This is a genomic window from Paraburkholderia phenazinium (assembly GCF_900100735.1).
Lineage (GTDB): Bacteria > Pseudomonadota > Gammaproteobacteria > Burkholderiales > Burkholderiaceae > Paraburkholderia > Paraburkholderia phenazinia.
In genome coordinates this window covers 1-18,538 of sequence record NZ_FNCJ01000016.1, presented here as the reverse complement: position 1 = coordinate 18,538, position 18,538 = coordinate 1, and the positions used below count along the sequence as shown (strand labels likewise).

Sequence of the window (18,538 nt, the reverse complement as noted above, 5' to 3'; positions counted from 1 at the left end):
GCGTTGATCAGGCTCAGCGCTCAGGAAGCCGCCACCGGCCGTGCTGGCCGGCGCGCATGATTCCACGCCCCGAGCCCGGCGAACGCCAGACCGGCGATGCTCACGCCAATCCATCCGAACGACGACCAGACCACGGCGCCCACCGCCGAACCCGCCGCGCCGCCGATGAAATACGCCACCATGTAGACCGTATTCACCCGGCTGCGGGCATCCGGCGAAAGCGCGTAGATGCGCGACTGGTTGGAAATCTGCGCGGCCTGCACGCCCACATCGAGGATGATCACGCCCACTACCAGCCCGGCGATGCTCGCGCCGGACAGGCCGAACACCACGAACGACACGGCCACCAGCCCGATCGACAGCGAAATGATCGTGCGCGGCCCGCGCCGGTCCGAGAACTTGCCGGCCAGCGGTGCGGCGAGCGCTCCGGCCGCGCCGACAATGCCGAACAGCCCCGCGGCCTGCGGTCCGAGATGGAACGGCGCGCCTGCCAGCAGCAGCGCCAGCACCGACCAGAAGATGCTGAAGGCCGCGAACATGCACGCACCGGTAAGCGAAGCTTCGCGCAAGCCCGGGTGTTCGACGATCAGATGCCACATCGACACCATCAGCTTGCCGTAGGGCAGCGTCGAGGTGGGCCGGCTTTTCGGCAGGCGCAGCCAGATGACGACGGCCAGCACCAGCAGCGCCACCACGGAGGCGCCGAACACCGCGCGCCAGCCGAAATACTCGGCGATAAAGCCCGCCGCGGTTCGCGCCAGCAAGATCCCCAGCAACAACCCGCTCATTACCGTGCCGACCGCATGACCACGGCCCGAGGGCGGCGCGAGTTCGGCGGCGAACGGCACGGCCTGCTGCGCGATAGTGGCGAGCACGCCGATCGCGAGGCTGGCGCCGATCAGCACGGTGAGACTCGGCGCGCTCGCGGCGATCACCAGCGCCACACAGATGCCGGCGATCTGCAGAAGAATCAGCAAGCGCCGGTCGAAGCGGTCGCCGAGCGGCGCCAGAAATAGCATGCCGGCGGCGTAGCCCAACTGTGTCACGGCCGGCACGGCGCCGACCCACGACGCGCTCTTCGGGAACGACTCGCGCAAATTGTCGAGCAGCGGCTGGTTGTAATAGATGTTCGCGACGGAGACGCCCGCGATGACGGCGAGCAGAAGCAGCAGCGCCCGCAGCGAGCGGTCAGTGGTGACGGGTGCGGCGGAATCGGAAGTGGACATAAGCGGGGGCGTTTGATGGGCTACCAGGATGGACGATCTCCAGGCGAGCCGATCATACCGGAGCGGGGCGGATCGTGCTGACGCGCTGTCCTTTCGGGGGTGAAGCTCGCGGACTTCCCCGAACCTTCCGAGCCGTGCGCACCCCGTGAAAATGAGATGGTCGTTCGCTTTCCGTCCGTACAATCGCCCGGCCCCGTGTGGGGCTATTGGCAATTTTCGGCGCGGCACGGCACAACATGAACAGGCTTGGACACACAACGGAACGGCAACCGAATGGCTTCGGCGGCTGTCTGCTGCTGGCGCTTGCTGGGCTCGCGGCAATGGTGCTCGCCACCGTCATCGAATTGCACGACCCGCTCAAGATGATGCTCGAATGGGAACTTCTCGCTGTATTTGTCCGGCCGCAAACGCACGGCTGGTATCGCACCGTGATCGCGATGGTCGGCATGGACGTGGCGGCCGGCGTGTTCATCGTGGCTGGCGCGGGCTGGTTGCTGTTGCTCGCGTGGCGCCGCTCGGCGCGCTTTCCGGTGCATCTGCAGGCGTGGCTGCTTGCCATCGTTGCAATGCGTACCATCGCGTGGCTGGTCGGTGACTACATGAGCCACGCGATTGCGATCGCCATCGCCATTCCTTGCGATGGCTTCGTAATCGCCGTTGTGACAGCGGTTCTGATCATTCCATATCTCAGGCAATCGCAACGCGTGCGCAATACGTTCATTGCCCGCTGATCCGCTCTGCGTCCCGGGCGCGGCACGCCAATTCTTTTTAGTCGCGGCTCTCGTACAATAGCGTCCACTGTTCCAGGTGGACTGCCGATGAAGCTCGCGACGTTCAGGTTGCCTCATGTCATCCCAGCGCGTCATGACGCGCCTGCCGCCATTCCCCGCCTGCGGCTCCTGAGCTTGCCCTCACTGCCAGCTATGCCAGGCCGTGTCCTCGCCGCGCTCACGCTGCTGATAATGCTGCCGGTATTCGCCGCACCGTCGATCGCCCAGTTCGGTGAGCCACGCTACCCTGCCGGCTTCACCCATTTCGACTACGCGAACCCGGACGCGCCCGCCGGCGGCGTCCTGAATATCGGCAACTACAACGCACTGCAAAGCTACGATTCGCTCAATCCGTTTCTGCTGCGCGGCGCGCCGGCCCCGGACATTCTCAACCTGATGTTCGATACGCTGATGCAGCGTAGCTGGGACGAACCCGCCTCGGAATATCCGCTGATCGCAGACGATGTTCAGGTGCAGGCGGACCTCACGTCCGCGACTTTCCACCTCAATCCGGCGGCGCGCTTTTCCAATGGCGACCACATCACGGCAGCCGACGTCAAATATTCGTTCGACATACTAACGAGTACGCAAGCCTCGCCGCTTTTCAATTCCCAGTTTGAGGTCATCAAGAGCGCAACCGTGCTCGACCCGTCGACCATCCGCTTCGATTTCAGGCGTCCCGAACGCGACGCGCCGTTGATCGCGGGCGACCTGCCGGTGTTCTCGCCGAAGTGGGGCATGCGGCCAGACGGGACGCGCCCGCCCTTCGACCAGCTTGCCAACGTGCCGCCGATCGCAAGCGGCCCGTATCTGATCGAGCGCCGCAGCAACGACAAGACCATCACCTACCGGCGCAACCCGGCCTACTGGGCGGCGGATCTGCCGTCGCGGCGCGGCATGTTTCGCTTCGAACGCGTGACGTTCCAGCTCTTTCTGGACAACTTCGGACCGCTCGAAGCCTTCAAGGCGGGCAATCTCGATGTCAACGTCGAGGGCAGCGCTACCATCTGGGCGCGCCGCTATGTCGGCGAGAAGTTTCGAAATGGCGAGCTGAAGCAAGGGATCTTTCCCAACGGTCCTCCGTATATGCAAGGCATCGTCATCAATGTGCGCCGGCCGATGTTTCAGGACGTGAGGGTGCGTCATGCGCTGACGCTCGCGTTCGACTACGACTGGATGAACCGGATGATGTTCTACGATCAGTACCGGCGCTCGACCACCTATTTCGACCCGGACACGTTCGGCGCCACCGGCATGCCTGGCCCGAAGGAGCTGGCCTTGCTCGAACCATATCGCACCAGCCTGCCGGCCGCCGTGTTCGGCCCGATGCTCAAGCAACCCTCGACGCTGCCGCCCAACTCGCTGCGCGGCAATCTGCGCGAGGCGCGCGACCTGCTGGCTGAGGCGGGCTGGCACTACCGCGACGGCGCGTTGCGCGATGCCAATGGCACCGCCATGACGATCGAGGTGCTCGACGACGAACCGGGGATGGACCGGCTGCTGTTGCCCTACATGCAGGCGTTGAACACGCTGGGCATCCATACCCAATGGCGCGAGGTGGATAGCGCGCTGTACCAGAAGCGGCTCGACAACTTCGACTTCGACATGACCACCGGCGGCTATCTGCCGATCCCCGTGCCCGGCGTCGAACTGCTGCGCCGCTTCGGCAGCGCGGCGGCGTCGGAAGTGGGATCGGAGAACTATGTAGGCGTGCATTCGAAGGTGGTCGATGCGCTGATTCAGGCCGCCTTGTCCGCGCAGACCCTCGACGATCTCGAAGCCGCCACCCGCGCGCTCGACCGCGTGCTGATCAATGCGTATTACATGGTGCCGGAGTTCTACGCGCCGAATGCGCGCATCGCTTACAAGACGACGTTCGGCTGGCCGGCCATCGTGCCGAAGTCCTATCACGACGTGGACTGGGTCGTCGACTACTGGTACGTCAAAGCGCATGGCGCGGTGACGGCGGCTGCTTCAGGTGTGCCGGGGCTCGCGGCGCACTGAGCGTGTATCGGCCACAAGGTCTTGCTGATGCTGCAAGACCTTCTGGTCGTCGTTCTTCGTCACCGCTTCCTAGTCGATCAACGCGCCTTCAGGTTCATAGAAAGGATACGGTCCCTCGGAGGCATCGACATATGCGTGATGCGTCACCAGCCCCGTTGTGGCGTCGTAGCGGTGCAGGGCAAACGCAGGCGGCTCCAGCATGAACGCGGACGGCGCGTCCTCGCGCAGGTCCAGCGCCACCTGATGCGCGGGCGCCGGCACCGCCGAGGCGATCGTGCCGCCGAAGCGCACGAACATGGGCCGGTGCACATGGCCGCAGATCACCCGCTCGACATTCGGGTGGCGCGCGATCAGCGCCGCCAGCTTCTGCGCGGCCTGCGGGTCGAGGCGCAGAGCATCCATATGTCCGATACCGCATTCGAACGGCGGATGATGCAGAGCGACTACCACTGGCTTGCCCTGCGCTTCGTCGAGCTGTCTGGCGAGCCATTCAAGACGCGCCTCGCACAGGTCGCCCGCGCTTTGGCCCGGCACGATCGAATCGAGCGCGATCAGGCGCAGTGGGCCGATATCGGCCGCGTAATGCACGAAGTCGCCGCCGGAGCGCAACTCGGCGCGCTCGCTGAACGCATCGCGCAGCGCGGTGCGGTCGTCGTGATTGCCGACCAGCAGGTAGTAGGGAATTTCAAGTGGCGCGAGCAGCGCCTTGAGGTGGGCGTATTGCTCCGGGTCGCCCTGGTCGACGAGGTCGCCGGTCATGATGACGACGTCGGGACGCGGTTCGAGTGCATTGAGCGCCGCGACGCAGCGGGCGAGGGCGGCGCCGGTGTCGACGCGGCGGTAAGCGAGCGCGCCGGGCCGTTTGATATGCAGGTCGCTGATCTGGGCTAGCAACATGAGGATGTCCTTGTGGATTCGCCTGGCTTTGCTTGGGGAGTCGCCAACGTCACGATAGCGCAATCAGCGCTTCGGCAGCGATTGAAATGCCGACCGGCGTGCCGCGCGCCAGTTCGACGCGGCCTGCCACGTCGACGATCAGCGCATCGGGCGCCGCGCCGCCGATCGTCAGCCGCGTGCGCTCGCCGAGGAAGGCCGCGCCTTCGATGGTGCCGCGCAGATGGGCGCTGGCCGGATCGGCGAGGTAGGCATCTTCGGGGCGGAAGAACAGTTCGTGTTGCGCGGCCGCCGGCGCGCCGGGGGTGTGCAATGGCAGCGGCACCGCGCCGCCCGTGGTGGTCAGCACGCCGTCGCGGCGTTCGCCGGCGAGACGGTTGATCGTGCCGACGAACTGCGCCACCGCACGATTGGCCGGCCGGTAGTAGATATCGCGTGGCGTGCCGATCTGTTCGATCCGCCCGGCGCTCATCACGACGATGCGGTCGCCCAGTTCCATCGCCTCGGCCTGGTCATGCGTCACGTAGACGGTGGTGATGCCGAGCTCGCGCAGCAGCGTATTCATCTCGCCGCGCAAGGCATCACGCAAGCGGGCGTCGAGCGCGGTCAGCGGCTCGTCGAGCAGCAGCACGCGCGGCTGCATCGCTAGCGCACGCGCCAGCGCGACACGCTGGCGCTGGCCGCCGGAGAGCTGATCGATCGGCTTGTCGGCGTGGACGGTGAGCCGCATCATCGCGAGCAGTTCGTCCACGCGTTGACGCGCGATGTCCGCGGCGACGCGTTTGATCTTCAACCCATAGCCGATGTTGCCGCGCACGGTCAGATTCGGAAACAGCGCATAGCTCTGGAACACCATGCCCACCTGGCGTTTTTCGATCGGCAAGGCGGTGACGTCTTCTTCGCCAAAGGCAATCGTGCCTCCTGCGTCGGGCGTTTCCAGGCCGGCGATCATGCGCAGCGTGGTGGTCTTGCCGCAGCCGGACGGTCCGAGCAGCACCAGGGTTTCGCCGGCGCCGATCTGCAGGTCCAGCGGCTCGAGCACGCGGGTGCCGCGAAACGTCTTGGCGCATTGCGTGAGCGTGATGGGAACAGGAGCGAGTTTCATGGTGTGTCGTTGGAACGGGTTGAACGTGCCGGAGCGGCGTTGCTGCGGGCGGGCTTGCTGCTGCGCTGGCCGGTGGCGTCGACGCCGAGCCATTGCATGGCGACCAGCAACGGCATCGTCATGATGAAGAACAGGATCGTGTAGGCGCTGCCGATTTCGATGCGCAGCGACGCGTAGGTATCGGCAAGACCCACGGGCAGCGTCTTGGTGTCGGGCGTGTGCAGCATCCACGTAAGGTTGAATTCGCCAATCGAGAGCGTCAGCACCGCCAGCGCCCCCGCGACGATGCCGGGCCGCACGTTCGGCAGCACGATGGTCAGAAAGCGTTGCATGAAGCTCGCGCCGAGGCTGGCGGCGCCTTCTTCGAGTGTGCGCAGGTCGGCGCTCGCACAGACGGCGGCGACCGCGCGCACCATGAACGGCAGCGTGAACACCACATGGCCGACCACGATGAACCAGATGCTCATGCGGAACATCGTGATGCCGCCGTAGACCACCAGCAGCGCGAGCGCGGATGCGAGACCGGGCAGGGCGATGGGCAGCACCAGAAACTCTTCGATGATGCGCGACAGCCGCGTCTTGCTGCGCGCCAGTACGTAGCCTGCCGGCACGCCGGTCAGCAGCGTGACGACGAGCGTCGCCGCCGCGACTTCGAGCGACAGGAACACTGAGCCGTGATACTGCGTCCACACTTCGATGAGCCAGCGCAGGGTGAGGCCGCTGGACACCCCCTTGAAGTAGTTGACGGTGAGGCCGGCCATGATCGACATCACGACCGGCACGATCAGGAACGCGCACAGCAGCAGTGTTACGAGCCACTGGCCGGCCGCGAGCAGGGTGCGCGACGACAGGCGCGGCAAAGCGCGGCGCCGCGTCGTGGGCGCCGTGGGCGGCGCGGCAGGTGGTCCGGCGGTTTGGGTCACGGAATTCATCGGGGTGTTTTCATCTAGGTTGATAGCGGCTCGAAGGGCCATTCAGCAGTGTCTGCGCGCGCATCTCGTGCTCACCTGCTAGGCGCTGGCCGCAACAGCCGAACCGGTGACGCTGCGCGCCAGTGCGAGCACCAGCCACGTGACGAGACCGAGTACGATCGACAAGCCTGCGGCCGTCACCATGTTCGCGTTCAGCGTGAACTCGGTGTAGATGGTCATCGGCAGCACGTCGATATCGGTGGCGAGCGTAAAGGCAGTGCCGAACGCGCCCATCGAAGTCGCGAAGCACACCGCGCCCGCCGCGATCAGGCCTGGCGAGAGCGCCGGCAGCACGATGTCGCGCATGATCTGCCACGGCGACGCGCCGAGCGAGCGGGCCGCTTCTTCCAGCGATGCATCGAGCTTGGTCGCCGAGGCCATCACCGTGACGATCACACGCGGAATCGAGAAGTACAGATAGCCAAGAAACAGGCCGCTCATCGAATACGCGAACACCCAGCGGTCGCCGGTCAGCTTCAGCGACAGCGCGCCGATCAGCCCCTGGCGCCCCGCCAGCATGATGACCATGAAGCCGACCACCACGCCTGGAAACGCCAGCGGAAAGGTCAGCAGCGCGAGCAGCGTGCGCTTGCCCGGAAACTCGCGCCGCGCGAGCAGCAGTCCAGAGATCACCGAGAGCACCAGCGTGGTCGCCGTGACCGCCGCGCAGAGCAGCACGGTCGCGCCGAGGCTCGACATGTAGCGCGAGTTGGTGAGCATCGCGCGATAGGTCTCGAAGGCGTGACCGTTGCCGCTCAGCTGCGCGAGCGCGCCCATCGGCAGCAGCCAGAACGCGATGAAAACCGCCAGCGCCGGCGCGATCAGAGCGATGCGCCAGCGTAGCGGGAACGTGACGTCGTTCAATGCATCACCTGCAGATACTGTTCGCCGAAGCTTTGCTGCTTCTCGGCCATCTTGCCGAAATCGACCGCCTTGGCGCGGGCGTAATCGCTCGCCGGCAAGAACTTCGCCGCCGCCTCCGGGCTCATCTGATTGGCGCGAACCGGACGCAGATAGGCATTGGCCCACAGCTTCTGGCCTTCGTCGGAGAGCACGAAGTCGAGCACCTTCTTGCCGTTCGCTTCATGCGGCGCGCCCTTCACGAGGCTCATCACGTACGGCACCGAGATCGTGCCTTCCGTCGGAATCACGAATTCGACGTTGGCCTGATCCTTGTACTTGGCGCGGTAGGCGTCGAAGTCGTAGTCGAGCAGGATCGGAATTTCACCGGAGAGCACGCGCGCATAGGCGGTCTGCTTCGGCACGATCGGCGCATTGGCCTTGAGCTTGCGGAACCAGTCGAGGCCCGGCTGGAAGTTGTCGAAGCTGCCGCCCAGCGCCTGGTTTACCGCCACCGCACCGGCATAGCCGACGAATGCGCTCGACGGATCGAGGTAGCCGATCATGCCTTTGTACTCAGGCTTGAGCAGGTCGGCCCACGAACGCGGCACCGGCTTGCCTTCGAGCGCGTCCTTGTTGACGAAAAAGCCCAGCGTGCCCGAATGGATGGCAACCCAGTAACCTTGCGGGTCCTTCATGTTGGCGGGGATATCGTCCCAGTGCGCCGGCTTGTACGGCTGGATCACGCCTTTGTCTTTCGCCTGGAAGGCCGACGAGACGCCGAGATACACGACGTCCGCCACCGGGCTCTTTGATTCGGCCATCAGTTGGGCGATGGCCTGGCCGGAGTTCTTGTTGTCGAACGGCACGCGAATGCCGGTTTTGGCCTGGATCGCCTTGATCTGGCTTGCCCAGTCGGCCCATTCGGGCGGGCAGTTGTAGCAGATCGCGGTTTCGTCGGCATGAGCCGCGACTGGCGCGACGAGGCTTGTCAGTGCTGCGGCGCAGAGGGCCGAGGCCGACAGCACGGCGGCGCTCGTGCGCCTCGTGGTGCTTAGGGCGCTGGTGAGGCGGCCGGTCAGGGAACCGGTCGCGGCGTGCAAGAGAGAACCAAAACTGGAGGAACGGCGAGTCACAGCGAGTCTCCTTGGAAGGAAAGGTGCGAGAGGCGGTGCATTACACGATCGTACTGCGGCGGGACGCGCGAGGCGGTCAGCCGCGTGGGGAAAGGGTTACAGGGCTGGGCCGGCGCGTGAGCGGATGCATCAGCACGCGCACGCGCACGGGCATGGCGCGTGCCGTTAGACCAGCGGTTGCATCGAGCGCGCGCGCTGGATATCGCCGGTGGTCGTGCTGCTGCTGGAAATCGCGGCAATGGTGGCGCCTTCGCGCAGCGAGTGCGGCAGCGTGAGCGACAGCGAGGCGTCCGTATAGCTGCCGTCGATGCGCGCCAGCAGGCGCTGCCAGGCCGCGCAGCCGATCTCGCGATTCGGCGCGCAGATGCTGGCGAGCGGCGGCTGCAGCAGCTCGCCCATGGCGAGGCCGTCGAAGCCGAGAATCGACATGTCGTTGGGGATCTGCAGGCGCGCCCGGCGCAGGCCGCGCATCACCACCATCGCCAGCAGATCGTTACTGCAAAAGAGGGCGGTGGGGCGGTTCGGGCCGCTCGTCAGATGCGCGAGCACGGACGGCGCCAGCTCGTCGGCATTGAAATCGATTTCAAGCGCCGGGGCGGGCGCGAGCCCCGCCTGCTGCATGGCCTGCGCGTACCCGAGGTGGCGCAGACGGGCGCGGTCCGAGGCGGCCAGCGTGCCCGCCAGCATCAGGATACGGCGATGGCCGTGGGCGATCAGCATGCGCACGCCGTCGTAGGCGGCGAGGCGGTTGTCGACCGAGACCGACGGACGGCGTACTGTGTCGTTATGCATCAGCACGTAGAGCATGCCCGCGCGGTCGAGCTCGTCGAGCAGCGGGTGGGTATCGGCGTCGGCCACCGTCAGGATCAGGCCTTCGACGCGGTGTTCGCGCAGCGTTTCGATGGCGTGGCGCTCGCGGTCGGCGTCGTACTGGGTCGTCATCAGCATCAGCCGGTAGCCGGACGCGCAGGCCAGCTCGTCGATGCCTTGCAGGCACTCGGCGAATACCGGGTTGGCGAGCGTGGGCAGCACGACGCCGATCAGGCGGGTGCGCTCGCCGCGCAACTGACGGCCGAGCGGGCTAGGACGAAAATTGAGGGCATCGATCGACTGGCGGACCTTGTCGAGCGTGACGGGGTTGACGGTGTGCGGCGCGTTGATGGCGCGCGAAACCGTGGCAATCGAGAAGCCTGCGTGTGCCGCGACATCCTTGATGGTGGGGGTCATCACTGGGGTTTCCGCTCAGTTGTAAACGTTTTCGTGAGGGGAATTATCGGGATCCTTTGTGACTTGGCGATGACTCGGATGACATGGCAAGGCGTGCGTTTGGTGCAGCCGCGACGCGATGGTAGAATCGCGTCCGCCCCTGCCGGGGTGATGAAATTGGTAAACATAGCGGACTTAAAAAATTGAGTGCCCGACCGGAAACGGCCGGTGCAGAACCCCTCAAATTCGGTGAAACCCCTGGTTTTGTGCACTGCGCATAACCGAGGCAACGCCGAGCCAAGCCCGCCGTCGCAAGCATGCGAGGGTGCGGAAGGTGTAGAGACTAGACGGGGGGCGCCTAAGGCGGTGAGTGCTGGCGGGTTTGCAGCGCAGCGTAGCCGCGATGGCGAAGGCATAGTCCAGCGCACGAACGAGGATGCCGCCCGGTATCGTCGGCGTCGAAAGACGTGGTGTGACGAAAATCCGCCGCTTAACAGCTTGCCGGTTCGAGTCCGGTCCCCGGCACCATGTAGGGTTTCCGTAATAATGCATGGAAGGTAGAATTCTGTAGAAACAATGACTTAAGCTGATTGTCTTGCCATGTCTCCACGCACCTTTCTGCATTGAAAGGTATAAAATGCGGCTCGTTCGCCCCATTTCGGCCCCACGGTCGGCCCCACGGAGACTCCCTACGATGGCATCAATCACACCCCACAAAGACGGCTACCGCGTCCAAGTCAAGGTAGGCAAAGAGCGCGATTCTCTGACATTCCGTACGATGCGCGAGGCTAAGACATGGGGCGCGACTCGCGAGGCAGAACTGCGCGCGGCCGCCGGCAAGCCTGAATCTGAAAAGCACACGGTCGGAGCCATGCTGACGCGCTACAGCGAGGAGATATCAGAGAAGAAAGAAGGCGCCCGCCACGAGCAATTACGCATCAAGGCATTTATTCGTGACTTTCCGAATATATCGGGCCTGCTGCTTGGGCAGCTCACCACGCCCGTGCTCGGGAAGTGGCGCGATGCTCGGCTCGCCGGGTTCGAGGCGCCAGACGGCCGCAAGGTAGTGAAGGTGGCGCCCGCATCGGTTCAGCGTGACGTGAACTGGTTGCGCAATGCTTGTTCGGTTGCGCGGCTCGAATGGCACTGGATGCAGCACAATCCGTTCGAAGGCTTCCGGCATCCCGGCGAGGGTGCCCCGCGTGATCGGCGCGTCGACCCTTGGCGCGAGGTGCGGCCTATTGTGCGCGCGCTTGGCTACGTGAGCGGCAAGGCGCCGGAAACGAAAAGCCAGGAGGTTGCGCTCGCGTGGCTCGTGGCTCTCAGGAGCGCCATGCGTGCAGGCGAGATTCTGACTCTCGGCGACGACACGCTGAACCTCGCGGATCGCACCGCGACCGTGAAGCACAAGATGCAGTACCAAACGAAGAAGCCGCGTGTGATTCCCCTGACGCGTCATGCCGTGCGGCTGCTAAAGCCAGTGGCGGGTAAGGGGAGGTGCTTCACGGTGGGGAGTGATTCACTCGCCACGCTGTTCCGAAAGGCGCGGGACAGGGTAATGGTCGAGGGGCTTCACTTTCATGACTCGCGGGCCGAGGCGCTTACGCGACTGGCCCGCAAGGTGGACGTTATGACGCTGGCTAAGATCAGCGGGCACAAGGATTTGAAGATGCTGCTGGATGTCTATTACCGCGAGTCGGCGAAGGATATCGCGGCACGGCTTTAAACCGCTTCGAGGGCCGCGTCTACCTGCGCAACCGGGATCAGGCCGCACTTGTTGAGCTTGAGTTGGCCTGCCTTCACCATCTTGCTTATAGTGTGTCGACTAAGGCCGAGCATTTCGCCGGCTTGAATCATGGTCACATGCGGCGGTCGCGGGTGGGCGGTTGCAACGGGCGACGGGAACCGGGCGGAGAAGGCCAGAGGCTTCGCTGGCATCGCTGGCAGTCTCGCAGGTGGTGTGCTCGGCGCGAAGGCCGGGGCACTGGTGGGCGCTGTGGGTGGCCCGATCGGTGTGGCGATCGGTGGACTCATTGGCGGCGCAATCGGAACCTATGCCGGCGAGAAGGCGCTGGGCGCTGCTGCGAAATGGGCGTTCTCCCGTGGGGACGCTCAGCCTGCAGCGGATGCACTGGTCAAGGCGAAGGCACTGGATAAGCCGGGTGCAGTGGACAAGCCGGTCGTGAAAGTGGACCAGAAAAACACCTTTGCGCCGGTCTTCCACGTGGTGTTGCAGGGCGACCAGGGTGGCAACGGTAGCGATGCGGCCGACCGCTTCCTCGCGAAGGTCTCGCCGCAGCTGCAGCGCATGATGAAAGACCAGCTCGCGAAGAGCAACCGCTCGGCGATGTTCGACTCGCCGCATCTGTAGCAGAACAGAAGGATATGTCATGGACTTTCAGACACAGATCACGCAGGCGGCGACGCAGGCCAGTATCGCCACCGAGCGCGTGCGCAGCATGAACCGTGTGTATGAGCGTAACCAGCCGGCCAGCGCGAACACGGTGGCCGTGCTGCAGAAGCTGGCGACGGGCAACCTCGATAATGCGGCCGAACTTCTTTCGGGTGCAAGCAGTGCGCTGTCGGTCGCGAGCGACGTGAATCCGAAGGTCGGGACGGTCGTGCGCAGCCTTAACGCCGTGCAGTCGTCGGTCGGCAGCGTACTCAAAATGGCAACGGCGTCCAGTAACCCCGCGATCAGATCCTCCGCTGAAGCGGTCAACAGCGCGCTGGGCGATGTTCGAACGAAGTTCAACGCGTGGGCAGGCATCAAGGGAACGCCTGCACCGTCTGCTCTCGCGACATCGACCGGTGCGGGCGCACTGTTCTCCGGTCTGCTGGACGGGGCGTCGAGCGCGACGCCCCACCTCCTGACGCTGGGTTCGGACAGGGGCGACACCTTCCACTTCAACCTGTCGACCGCGGCCTTCGACAAACTGCGTCGCACCACGAAATACAAGGTCGCCTCCCAGGAGCGTCTGAACCGTCAGGAAGCGCTTCAGGCGGTCAGCCAGGGTGGCGAGACCATCACGCTCTCGGGTGTGGTGTTTGCGGCCTTCGGTGCGGGACGTAGTGCGGGTAGTCCAGGTATGCGGCAGCTCGACGCTCTGCGCGCGATCGGCGGCCGCATGATGCCGGTGCTGCTGACGACCGGCTACGGCGAGGTACTCGGCCGCTGGTATCTGCAGGGTGTCGATGAGGAGCAGGAGGCACTGATGTCGGATGGTGCCCCCCGCAAACAGACCTTTAGCCTGGAGTTTGGCCGCTATGGCGAAGACTATAAGAACGTTTAGAACTTGCGATGGCGACGTGCTCGACAAGATCTGCCACGCGGTATACGGCTCGGTGACGGGGATGGTGGAGGCGGTCTATGAGGCCAATCCCGGTCTTGCGGCGCACGACCAGCCATTCGTCGCCGGCATCACGATCACGCTGCCGGACGTGGACGCGCCGCGTAGTGAGCCGGTGCAGTTGTGGACATAACCAGGAGCGGCATGAAACAAGGAAACCAGCATGCAGGCAGTTTTCCAGATCGTCGCCAATGGCGATGACATTACAAAGGTGATCGAGGACCGGGTGCTGCGCATTCATACGGTCGACAAGCCGGGGCTCGATTCCGACGAGTGTGAGATCGAACTCGACGACCGGGACGGGAAGATCGAATTCCCGCCCAAAGGGGCGACGCTCCGGATCTCGCTTGGGTGGCAGGGGCAAGGTCTCGCCCTGCTCGGCGAATACACGATCGACGAGATAGCGCTCAAGGGGCCGCCGGCATCGGTGATCATTCGCGGCCGCCCGTCGAACATGCGGGCGGGTTCGAAAACCCACCGGTACGGTAGCCGGGAGAACGCGAAGCTGGCCGATATCGTGGGCGACATCGCGCGGCGCAACGGGTGGACGGCGGCGTGTGCAATCGACGTGACCGTGCCGCGAGCCGACCAGTTCGGGGAGAGCGATCTGCACTTTCTGACACGCCTGTCGCGTCAGCATGGGGCGACAGCCACGGTGAGGGCGGGCAAGCTGATCGTCGCGTCTCGCGGTGCGGGAACGAGCGCGAGCGGCCTGCCGCTGCCGTCGATCACTCTCACACCGGACATGCTGCTCGAGTACGAGATCACGTTTGCCGACCGGGCCAGCTTTGCCGCAGTCCGGACACGCGTGCATGACACCAGAACCGGCCAGAAAATCGATCTCGTGATTCCGAACCCTGATGCGCCGAAGGGGGCGACAGCGGTGCATACGGAACGGCATGCCTTCGCGAGCCATGAGGCAGCGAAAGCGGCGGCGGCCGCCCGGTTGCAGAAGCTAAACCACCACACGGCGAAGAGCACGATGTCGATGCAGGGGCGCTCGGACTTCTCTGCCGAGAAGACCGTCACGCTCAAGGGCTTCAAGAAAGAGGCGGATGGCGATTTCCTGATCGAGTCGGTCACGCACGACTATGCCGGGCGCAGCTGGGAAACGCGGGTCGAACTCAATGCCGGCAACAACGGCAAGACGAAGGCCGGGCACGGGAAGAAGGCGACGAAGCAGATCAACCTTGTTGTGCCATCACCACCCAGATAAACCGTCAGTAGAACACTACAACGTTTCGCGAACCGCCTTCGGGCGGTTTTTTTATGGCCGCTTTCAAAGTGGCTTTTTTACCGGGGATTCCATGTCTTCAGCGCAGCACCCTCCCGACGCCCGTCGGACCTGGTTCGACGGAACCATCAACATCCCGACCGTTATCTCGGTCATCGGCGCGGCGGTCTGCGCGACCGGCTTCTGTGTCGGGCTCTACAACAACGTCGCCGAGCGCGTGCTGATCCTCGAGGAGCGCGACCGTCAGCAGGAAGTCCACTTCCAGAACATCGAGCGTGACCAGGCCGCGCTGCGCAGCGACGTAAAGGACCAGCTCAAGGGCATCAGTTCCGACATCAAGGACACCAATCTGAAGCTCGACCAGCTCCTCTACAACAGGGCCGGGGCAGGGCAGCGGCCGGATACCAAAGGATGGACCCGATGAAACTCAAACTGACGCTGGCTGATGGCTGGCGGCGCCTGCATATGCGAGGCAGCGTGATGCTGTCGACTGCGCTTGCTGCCGTATCGGCTTTCGGCCCTGCTATTCGTGACGCCTGGCACAACGTTCCTGATGACCTGAAGGCCATCATTCCGGCCCACGCACAGCAGGCCATCGCGTACGCGATCCTGTTCGCGTCGATCGTCGCCGTACGGTACACGGCGATCCGCCGCGTGCCGAAGGAGGAGTCAAGGGAGGATGCGGATGACGGTCATCAGCAGTGACGCCGCCGGCGGCACGCAGGTCGTCGCGTTCATGGAGATGCTCGCGGTGGCCGAGGGAACGAGTGCGAGCCCGATCACCCGATGCGACGGCTACGACGTCATCGTGACTGGCGTCGACGGCCGGCATCGCTTCGACGACTTCTCGACGCACCCGTTCGCGAACGGGCGCTCGTCGATTGTCGTGAACAGCAGGGGGCTCACGTCGAATGCGTCCGGCCGTTACCAGCACATGCTCAGGGACTGGCCTCACTACCGTGACCTGCTTCGTCTGCCTGACTTCGGACCGTTGTCGCAGGACCGCTGGTGTATCCAGTTGCTCAAGGAGCGGCGCGCGATCCAGCCGCTGCTCGACGGTGATCTGGCCACCGCGATTGCGCGATGCGCAAACATCTGGGCGTCCCTGCCCGGCAACGGCTATGGGCAGCCGCAACACGCGCTCGACACGCTGCGTGCTTCCTTCATTCTCAACGGAGGAAATCCATGTTGACGGCTGTTTTCAGTTCCGCGTGGGCCGTCATCGTCGCGGCTGCCGTCGCAGCGGGCAGTGTCCTCTATGCCTTTGTGAAGGGCAGGACGGCCGATACAAAGGTCGCGCGATCCGCACAGCAGGTTGCTGAAGCGCAGACCGTCGCCGCTCAGGCGAAGACCGAAACCGCTGAGGTGCGTGATGCCGAGGCACAGGCGAACGCGACGGCCGCACAGGCGGCGGAGCAAGCCGTAAAGGAGAGAACCCATGTGGAAAACGTTATTAGCGCTTTGCCTGCTGGTGGTGCTCAGCAGCGGTTGCTCGACCAGTGGTCGCGTGGCGATGGCGCCGATCGTACAGCCGGAAGTGCAGGCCAAGACCCGGATCATTGATATGGGATGCGGCTGGTCGCGGCCGATCTACGTGAGCGCGCTGGATGTGCTGACCGATGCGACTGCGCAGGCGATCCTTGCGCATGACGAAGCCGGCGCAGCGCATTGCGGGTGGGTGCGACGATTGAAGTAAAAAGACGCCCGCTCAAACGAGCGGGCGCAAGCGTCCGGGGAGAGACAACTCTGAACGCGAGCGCAATCGTAGGGCCGCGTCGCGCGGTCAGACAGTATGAAATGGTTCCGATTCCATTCATGCCTCGTCGAGTGAGCTTTTCCTGCCGTGATATCGCACAGGCGGCAAATGACCACCCGATTCACTCGCGTGCATGACCTCGTGGACCAGCCTTGTCTGAAGCGCGATCAGCGGCGAGGCGTGATCGACAGGCGCCAGAGCAACGGAGCGCACTTCCTTGACGCTCGCATCGACGAGCGAGCGCATCTGCATCAGCGTCTGGCGTTGATGCAGGATCTCAAGGATCAGCCGTTCGATGTCATGGTTGCCCCGGTGCGCACGCCAGAGTGCGCGCAGCTCGGCCAGCGACGGGGGAACGAAGGCGGGTCACTGTGTAAACATACAGTATTTTGTCCCTGCTGTCCGCCGTCGGTGGCGGACCGTACCAAAGTAACTTTGACCGCGTCTTTGCGACGCAAAAGAAGACAGGGCGACCGGGGCGATGTTCGAGCATCTTCCCGGCCGCCTTTCCACTGCTTGTGCCAGTGAATTAGCCAAGGCCCTGACATCTACCGGTAGGCGGGGCGAATTCTAACAAATTCCCAACAAGGCAATCCACATATGGCAACACCCATCATTCCATGGATCGGCGGCAAGCGCCGTCTGGCAGATCACATCATCCCGCGCTTTCCGGCGCACGAGTGCTACGTCGAGGTTTTCGCGGGCGGGGCCGCGCTTTACTTCATGCGTCCGCCGGCAAAGGTCGAGGTGATCAACGACATCAACGGCGAGCTGGTGAACCTCTACCGTGTCGTGCAACACCACCTCGAGGAGTTCGTGCGGCAATTCAAGTGGGCACTGTCGAGCCGGCAGGTGTTCAAGTGGTTGCAGGACACGATCCCGGAAACGCTCACCGATATCCAGCGGGCTGCCCGCTTCTACTACCTGCAGCAAAATTGCTTCAGTGGACGGGTTGAGAATCAGTCATTCGGCACCGCAACGACTTCCCCGCCGAAGCTCAACCTGCTGCGGCTGGAGGAGACACTGTCGGAGGCGCATCTCCGCCTGTCAAACACCTACGTCGAACGGCTCGACTGGAAGACCTGTATCGACAAGTACGATCGGCCACACACGCTGTTTTATCTCGATCCGCCTTACTGGGAGACGGAAGGCTATGGCGTGCCGTTCCCTTACCCCGAGTACGTGGAGATGGCGTCACGACTCCGTTCACTGAAAGGCAGGGCGATCGTGAGTTTGAATGATCATCCGGATATCCGGCGCGCATTTGACGGCTTTCACATTGAGACCGTCGACATTAACTACATCGTTGGCGGCGCTGATCGGTCGGCTGCTCGGAAGGAACTGATTATTTTCAGCTGGGACGAATCCACGCAACCGGTCGGATTATTCTGACTGTCCGGCCGTCAGCATAAGACGAAAGCGTTCGTGCCCGATCTCCGGCAAAGTGACTTTGCAGCGCGTTGCTCGAACGCATCTCGCGGACGTTCGCCCTATGTCACGGCCGTTGACCTTAATGCGGGCATCTGATTCGCCGTGCATATAAATATCGTGAATTTCATCCGTTTGACATTTCTTTGGAGTTGGTTGATTTTCCTGCCGACAATTGGTCTGTAGAATTGCGCGATTCGGGCTGAAAATAAAGTCAGAGGCGGTATGGATACCCAGAACATAATCGGGGCGATCAGGGGCGGCCTTGCACAGCAGGACCGCCTGCTTAAACTGGACACTCCGGCAGGAAATAATGTCCTGCTTCCCCAGCGGGCTATCGGACGCTCACGGATCGGGCGCGATTTCACGTGGACGATTGATGTCGTGTCCACGTCCGGCGACGTCCAGCTAAAGACGCTGATCGCCCAGCCGGTCACACTCTGGATCCAGCAGACGGACCACTCCTACCGCCCGCATCACGGTTATGTGCATACGGCCCGGCGTCTTGGTGGAGACGGTGGACTGATTTCATACCAGCTCGCCTGCTCATCATGGATGCACTTCCTGCGGTTCCGCCGCGACCAGAAGTACTGGCAGGACAAGGCGGCCGACGAGATC

General features: G+C 63.8%; 22 protein-coding genes. 14 read left to right on the top strand and 8 right to left on the bottom strand.

Translation table 11 applies throughout. The features are described 5' to 3' along the window. Nucleotides 1-20 precede the first annotated feature (20 nt). Nucleotides 21-1,226 carry an MFS transporter gene (locus BLQ92_RS28555; protein ID WP_090689683.1) on the bottom strand — a complete coding sequence of 402 codons (1,206 nt, stop codon included), beginning with the start codon at nucleotides 1,224-1,226 and terminating at the stop codon, nucleotides 21-23. Nucleotides 1,227-1,462: 236 nt separating this feature from the next. Between BLQ92_RS28555 and BLQ92_RS28550 the strand changes: the two genes are divergently transcribed. Continuing rightward, on the top strand, nucleotides 1,463-1,957 hold the full coding sequence (locus BLQ92_RS28550; RefSeq protein ID WP_090689680.1) for a DUF2569 domain-containing protein: 495 nt from the start codon (nucleotides 1,463-1,465) through the stop codon (nucleotides 1,955-1,957). Between the two features lie 192 nt (nucleotides 1,958-2,149). After that, nucleotides 2,150-4,000: an extracellular solute-binding protein gene (locus tag BLQ92_RS28545; RefSeq protein ID WP_244896675.1), complete on the top strand. Its 1,851-nt coding sequence runs from the start codon at nucleotides 2,150-2,152 to the stop codon at nucleotides 3,998-4,000. Nucleotides 4,001-4,069: 69 nt separating this feature from the next. Here the strand turns inward: BLQ92_RS28545 and BLQ92_RS28540 are convergent, their stop codons facing one another. The 6 genes from BLQ92_RS28540 to BLQ92_RS28515 all read right to left on the bottom strand — a co-directional run bounded on the left by BLQ92_RS28540 (nucleotide 4,070) and on the right by BLQ92_RS28515 (nucleotide 10,173). Further along, nucleotides 4,070-4,897 (bottom strand): phosphodiesterase, encoded by an 828-nt coding sequence (locus BLQ92_RS28540; RefSeq protein ID WP_090689674.1) that lies wholly within the window; start codon nucleotides 4,895-4,897, stop codon nucleotides 4,070-4,072. 49 nt (nucleotides 4,898-4,946) lie between these two features. Further along, nucleotides 4,947-5,999, bottom strand: coding sequence for an ABC transporter ATP-binding protein (locus BLQ92_RS41465; RefSeq protein ID WP_090689672.1), 1,053 nt, complete (start codon nucleotides 5,997-5,999; stop codon nucleotides 4,947-4,949). Beyond that, a complete protein-coding gene (locus tag BLQ92_RS28530; protein ID WP_090689669.1) occupies nucleotides 5,996-6,931 on the bottom strand; it encodes an ABC transporter permease in 936 nt (311 codons plus the stop codon). The genes BLQ92_RS41465 and BLQ92_RS28530 overlap by 4 nt, the downstream gene beginning before the upstream one ends. A gap of 78 nt (nucleotides 6,932-7,009) precedes the next feature. Beyond that, a complete protein-coding gene (locus tag BLQ92_RS28525) occupies nucleotides 7,010-7,834 on the bottom strand; it encodes an ABC transporter permease (protein ID WP_090689665.1) in 825 nt (274 codons plus the stop codon). Further along, complete coding sequence (locus BLQ92_RS28520) at nucleotides 7,831-8,892, bottom strand: ABC transporter substrate-binding protein (RefSeq protein ID WP_176860785.1); 1,062 nt, start codon at nucleotides 8,890-8,892, stop codon at nucleotides 7,831-7,833. The genes BLQ92_RS28525 and BLQ92_RS28520 overlap by 4 nt, the downstream gene beginning before the upstream one ends. A 219-nt stretch (nucleotides 8,893-9,111) precedes the next feature. After that, complete coding sequence (locus tag BLQ92_RS28515) at nucleotides 9,112-10,173, bottom strand: LacI family DNA-binding transcriptional regulator (protein ID WP_090689659.1); 1,062 nt, start codon at nucleotides 10,171-10,173, stop codon at nucleotides 9,112-9,114. A 673-nt stretch (nucleotides 10,174-10,846) separates the two neighbouring features. Here BLQ92_RS28515 and BLQ92_RS28510 point away from each other — a divergent pair. The 10 genes from BLQ92_RS28510 (at nucleotide 10,847) to BLQ92_RS41150 (ending at nucleotide 16,432) form a co-directional block, all read left to right on the top strand. Next, a complete protein-coding gene (locus tag BLQ92_RS28510) occupies nucleotides 10,847-11,878 on the top strand; it encodes a tyrosine-type recombinase/integrase (protein WP_090689654.1) in 1,032 nt (343 codons plus the stop codon). Nucleotides 11,879-12,007: 129 nt separating this feature from the next. Next, nucleotides 12,008-12,523, top strand: a complete 516-nt coding sequence (locus tag BLQ92_RS28500; protein WP_176860781.1) for a hypothetical protein — start codon at nucleotides 12,008-12,010, stop codon at nucleotides 12,521-12,523. Between the two features lie 19 nt (nucleotides 12,524-12,542). Further along, nucleotides 12,543-13,445 (top strand): phage tail protein, encoded by a 903-nt coding sequence (locus BLQ92_RS28495; protein ID WP_090689646.1) that lies wholly within the window; start codon nucleotides 12,543-12,545, stop codon nucleotides 13,443-13,445. Next, nucleotides 13,420-13,635, top strand: a complete 216-nt coding sequence (locus BLQ92_RS28490) for a tail protein X (RefSeq protein ID WP_090689644.1) — start codon at nucleotides 13,420-13,422, stop codon at nucleotides 13,633-13,635. Before BLQ92_RS28495 ends, BLQ92_RS28490 begins: the two co-directional genes overlap by 26 nt. Nucleotides 13,636-13,665: 30 nt before the next feature. Beyond that, nucleotides 13,666-14,718: a phage late control D family protein gene (locus BLQ92_RS28485; RefSeq protein ID WP_090689641.1), complete on the top strand. Its 1,053-nt coding sequence runs from the start codon at nucleotides 13,666-13,668 to the stop codon at nucleotides 14,716-14,718. 91 nt (nucleotides 14,719-14,809) lie between these two features. After that, the gene (locus BLQ92_RS28480) at nucleotides 14,810-15,160 is read left to right on the top strand and encodes a hypothetical protein (protein WP_090689638.1); all 351 of its coding nucleotides are present in this window, start codon (nucleotides 14,810-14,812) and stop codon (nucleotides 15,158-15,160) included. Then, nucleotides 15,157-15,441, top strand: coding sequence for a DUF7940 domain-containing protein (locus tag BLQ92_RS28475; protein ID WP_090689635.1), 285 nt, complete (start codon nucleotides 15,157-15,159; stop codon nucleotides 15,439-15,441). The genes BLQ92_RS28480 and BLQ92_RS28475 overlap by 4 nt, the downstream gene beginning before the upstream one ends. Continuing rightward, the gene (locus BLQ92_RS28470; RefSeq protein ID WP_090689632.1) at nucleotides 15,422-15,928 is read left to right on the top strand and encodes a glycoside hydrolase family 24 protein; all 507 of its coding nucleotides are present in this window, start codon (nucleotides 15,422-15,424) and stop codon (nucleotides 15,926-15,928) included. Before BLQ92_RS28475 ends, BLQ92_RS28470 begins: the two co-directional genes overlap by 20 nt. Further along, a complete protein-coding gene (locus BLQ92_RS39610) occupies nucleotides 15,922-16,299 on the top strand; it encodes a hypothetical protein (RefSeq protein ID WP_143016678.1) in 378 nt (125 codons plus the stop codon). The genes BLQ92_RS28470 and BLQ92_RS39610 overlap by 7 nt, the downstream gene beginning before the upstream one ends. Nucleotide 16,300: 1 nt before the next feature. Next, complete coding sequence (locus BLQ92_RS41150; protein WP_280517450.1) at nucleotides 16,301-16,432, top strand: hypothetical protein; 132 nt, start codon at nucleotides 16,301-16,303, stop codon at nucleotides 16,430-16,432. Between the two features lie 117 nt (nucleotides 16,433-16,549). Here BLQ92_RS41150 and BLQ92_RS28460 read toward each other — a convergent pair whose 3' ends face one another. Next, a complete protein-coding gene (locus BLQ92_RS28460) occupies nucleotides 16,550-16,744 on the bottom strand; it encodes a hypothetical protein (RefSeq protein WP_090689629.1) in 195 nt (64 codons plus the stop codon). 348 nt (nucleotides 16,745-17,092) lie between these two features. On the opposite strand from BLQ92_RS28460, the gene BLQ92_RS28455 reads away from it, so the two are divergent. Then, nucleotides 17,093-17,884: a DNA adenine methylase gene (locus BLQ92_RS28455; protein ID WP_090689627.1), complete on the top strand. Its 792-nt coding sequence runs from the start codon at nucleotides 17,093-17,095 to the stop codon at nucleotides 17,882-17,884. Between the two features lie 261 nt (nucleotides 17,885-18,145). After that, a partial coding sequence (locus tag BLQ92_RS28450; protein WP_280517449.1) for a phage late control D family protein occupies nucleotides 18,146-18,538 on the top strand: 393 nt, incomplete at its 3' end.